Origin of the sequence: Streptomyces sp. NPDC006283 (genome assembly GCF_040613325.1) — a bacterium.
Taxonomy (GTDB): Bacteria; Actinomycetota; Actinomycetes; order Streptomycetales; family Streptomycetaceae; genus Streptomyces.
The window spans coordinates 1-3,921 of record NZ_JBEXRZ010000357.1 but is presented as its reverse complement, the minus strand read 5'-3'; the positions used below and the strand labels follow the sequence as shown (position 1 = coordinate 3,921).

Annotated in this window: 3 protein-coding genes; all 3 read left to right on the top strand. The window is 71.0% G+C overall.

Annotated elements, in window-relative coordinates:
• Positions 1-71 precede the first annotated feature (71 nt).
• A complete protein-coding gene (locus tag ABZ070_RS35785) occupies positions 72-1,166 on the top strand; it encodes a hypothetical protein (protein ID WP_356640204.1) in 1,095 nt (364 codons plus the stop codon).
• On the top strand, positions 1,166-3,364 hold the full coding sequence (locus tag ABZ070_RS35780; protein ID WP_356640202.1) for a hypothetical protein: 2,199 nt from the start codon (positions 1,166-1,168) through the stop codon (positions 3,362-3,364). Before ABZ070_RS35785 ends, ABZ070_RS35780 begins: the two co-directional genes overlap by 1 nt.
• Positions 3,365-3,585: 221 nt before the next feature.
• Positions 3,586-3,786 carry a hypothetical protein gene (locus ABZ070_RS35775; RefSeq protein ID WP_356640200.1) on the top strand — a complete coding sequence of 67 codons (201 nt, stop codon included), beginning with the start codon at positions 3,586-3,588 and terminating at the stop codon, positions 3,784-3,786.
• The last annotated feature ends 135 nt before the right edge of the window (positions 3,787-3,921 follow it).

Below are 3,921 nucleotides of genomic sequence, written 5' to 3'. Positions count from 1 at the left end.
GCGGTACGCGCCGCGGTGGGACGCAGACACCGGAGCCACGTTCGGTCCGGCATCCGAGGAGGAGAACCGCTGTGTACTCGCTGACGCCCGGCTACCGCGTCCCCGCTCTGCAGCGCGGACTCAGCCCTGCCGAAACCCTGCTGACGAAGGCGAACGCCGGGGCCGGCGGCGCGATCCTGATGTCCGCCATGATCAACACGCCGCCGGTGTGGACGTTCGCCGCGGTCGGCGCAGCCGCAGCCCTGCTCAACCTGGCGCCGGGTCCGCGCTCGGTCGCCCGGTGGGCGACGGTCGGCTACCGGCATCTGCGGGAGCGCACGGTGCCAGCGTCCGTGGTCGACCGGCCGGGGGCGACCATGACGTGGTCGCTGTATCCGGAGCACGGCACCGTGCAGGACCCGCTGCGCCGGGCCCAGTTCCACGACGCGTTCTCCCGTGCGCTGACGTTCGCCGGCGGGCAGGCTCGCGCTGCGGGTGTCCAGGTGCACGTCACCCACCACGCCGCCGTCGGGGAGTGCACCGACCACACGCAGACGATCTCCGTGCACGTCCCCAAGGGGATGGTCGGGCAGCCCGCCCGCATCCTGTCCACCCTGGAAGGCGAATTCGCCCGGCTCGGCGCCCTGACCCCGGTGGAGCTGGAGCCGGTGCCTGTCGTGGCCGAGCGAGGCCCGGGCTGGGTCGGTCTGGACGACGGCCGTTACGCGGCCACCGCCCGGATCACCGGATGGCCCGACGCCACCGACGGCGACATGATGCGTCGCCTGCTCCTGGACGAGACGGAGGCGGACCGACAGGCCGGGACGGACCGCTCGTTCGCTGTCCTCTACCGGCCGCTGCCCGCGGCGCAGTCCCGCCGGTCCGCACGTTGGCAGTCCGCTGCGGCCGAGGCGTGGACCACCGACAAGGTCAAGCAGGAGTCGCTCCAGATCGCCAGCGGCACCACCCACGGGGCCCTCGTTCAGGGCGCGACGCTTGTGGACCTCGACGCCTACGTGACCGTGTGGGCCAGCAGCCCGGAGAGTGTCACCGAGGCCCGCTGGACCGCGTCCCTCGCCGCTGACCGTCACCGCATCCGCCTCGACTGGCTCCCCGGCCAGCAGCACCGCGCCCACGTGATGACCACACCGCACGGGGCCTCCACCCAGAAAGGGGCAATCCTCTGATGATCCGTCTGCCCTCCAGCAACGCCGCGGTCACCGCGCCCCTCGTCACCTCCAGCACCCGTTTTCCCGGCATCCCGATCGGCCGATCCCTGCTGGACGGGCGCGCGTTCCACCTCTCCCCGGTCTTGGCGCCCGCCGCGATCCTGCCCTCCACGAACACTCTCGCGTTGGGTGGGCTCGGCTCCGGGAAGTCGTCGACGGCGAAGGCCCGGATGCACCGGGAGATCCGCGAGCACGGTCACCAGGCCGTCGTTATCGACTCCTTCGGTGAGGACGGCGCGACCGGTGAGTGGCGGCCCGTCGTCCAGGCGCTCGGCGGCCGGGTCATCCAGGCCGGCAGCTTCACGCTCAACCCATGCAGCGAGTTGTTCCCGCCCGCGGTGCGCGAGCAACTGGTCCGCAGCCTGATCGTGGCGGTCGAACCTGGCGCGCTCAGCCACCAGGCCACCCACGCGCTCCAGCACGCCTTGTCTCACCCCAAGGCGACGGCGCTCAACGGCCTGGTGGATGCCCTGGTCAGCCCGGAGGCCGGTCGGTGGCCGGCCGCGAAGCTCGCCGAGTGGGGCGAGGGTGCCGCCATCGCGCTGTCCCGCTACACCGAGGGCTCCCTCTGCGGGCTCTTCGACGGCGAGGGCGCGAGCCTGCCCGAGACCAACCTGCCCATCACCTCATTCGACTTCACCGGCCTCGACAGGAACTCCCCCGCGATTCCGTCGCTGATGGCAGCGGTGTCGTGCTGGGCAGAGCACGTGTGGCTGCCGCAGTCGACCGCCGCGCACCGGCACCTGGTCCTCGAGGAGGCATGGCAGATCCTGCTGTCCCCCGCCACCGCCTCCCTGATCCAGCGGCAACTGAAGAACTCGCGGAAAGCTGCGTTGTCGCTGGACGTGGTGATGCACACCCTGTCCGACCTCGGCGACGGCAAGGCCCAGGACCTGGCGCGCCTGTGCGAGATCGTCCACGTCGGACGCCTCGGGCCCGAGGAAGCCGCGACTGTCGGCACGCTGCTCGGCCTGCCGCAGTGGGCCGTCGACACCATCCCGACCCTCGGTCCGGGACAAGCCGTATGGAAGGTCGGCCCCGGCTACGTCGACATCGTCCAGACCGTGCTCAGCGAAGAGGAAGCGCAACTGACCGACACGTCTTCACGGCGACGCCAGGCCCAGCAGGCGCTCGGCCTGGCCGTGGAGCAGGACGCCATCGAGCAGAGCGCGGAGGATGCCGACGGATTCCTGGACCACGGCACCGAGCTGCCGATGCCGGTCGAGCACGACGACGATCTGGCCGTAGAGCAGGACGCCGCCGCGGAGACCGGCGAGGGCTGGGACTGGGACATGCCGCCCAACGTCATAGAGCCCGGCATCGACACTCGGCACCAGGACGTCGTCCAGGCCGCCATGGAAGGCCGGTACAGCGAGGCCGCCCAGCTCGCCGCCATTGGCGAGCGCGCGGACATTACCGCCTACGGCATCAACTCGACAGAAGCGGCAGAGTGGTTGGTGACCCGGGCACAGGTGGCCGACCTGAGCGGTGATCGGTTCCAGGCGGCGCAGCTGCGCGCTACCGTCACCCGCATGGGGAAGAACCTGGACTGGTTCGAGCAGCAGCCCGACCGCGACCCGGAGACCGTGTGGCACCACGGCGTTCCGGACAGCATGCCCGAGCCCGCGGCGCCCGACGAGGAACCTCGCTTGCGTACCCGCCGCCGCGCCTGGCCCTACGTCGCCACCGCCGCCGCGCTGTCCCTCGCGATCGTCGGGGTCGGGCAGATGGGGGAGGCCGACCAGCGGGCCGAGGACCAGAAGACCCGCGAGGCCAAGGCCGCCGCCTATAAGGGACGGGCCGGAGCCGAAGTGCGCATCGACGGTGTCAACGCCGATGTGCTGGCGCGCTGGAATCGAGACCGAGACCGTGTAGTTGTTGAGCTGCGGACCTACTTCGAGAAGGACGCTCGTTACCTGCGCATCGACGCCGACGGGCAGACGGCGAGTAGTCAGAAGCCAGACGACTGGTTTGCCGATTCACCTGAACTCTCGTTGCCCGTCAAGGACCCCCTTGCCGACGTCACCGTCCGCGTGGTGATCGGCGGGAAGAAGTGGACGGAGCAGGCCCGCGCGCATTCCCGCATGATCCGGCTGTCCCCGACCGGCATCGCCTACGACGCCGAGACCGGAGAGCGCCTGCCCTCCGACCTCTGACCACGGCACCAGCACGGCCGATGGCCCACGCCCCACCACCGGGGCGTGGGCCATCGGCATGCAGCGGTCCCGCGCCGCTGCCAACCCGCTGATGACCGGTTTCCCCGGTCGGCCCTTCCCGCCTCGCGTGCCTGTTGCGCGGCCATGGGGGAGGGCCGACCAGGCCGACCGGCCTGCGCACCACCCGAACCCCTGCCCCCAATCTGAAGGAGATCCGTTCCGTGGCCGTCATAGGCGTGCTGACCGAGCCCACCCAGCCCAGCTGGTGGAAGGCGAACCGCCACAAGGTCTACCTCTTGGTCGGACTCATCTGCGGCTACCTGATCGGCACCAACTTCGGGCCGCAGACCGCGCCGCCGGACGCTGAGCCACGCCCCATGCACAGCACCCCCGCGCCCACGCCCACGCCCACCCGCACCTGATCACGCACCCCACACTGCACTCGCGCCCCGTCGACCCTGCTTGGTGACGCTGTTGGCGAATTCGAGGCGCGGCGTGACGTCGGCCTTTACGCCCCAGTTGGGGTCGTGAAGGCCGACGTGCGTTGGGGGTGGGTG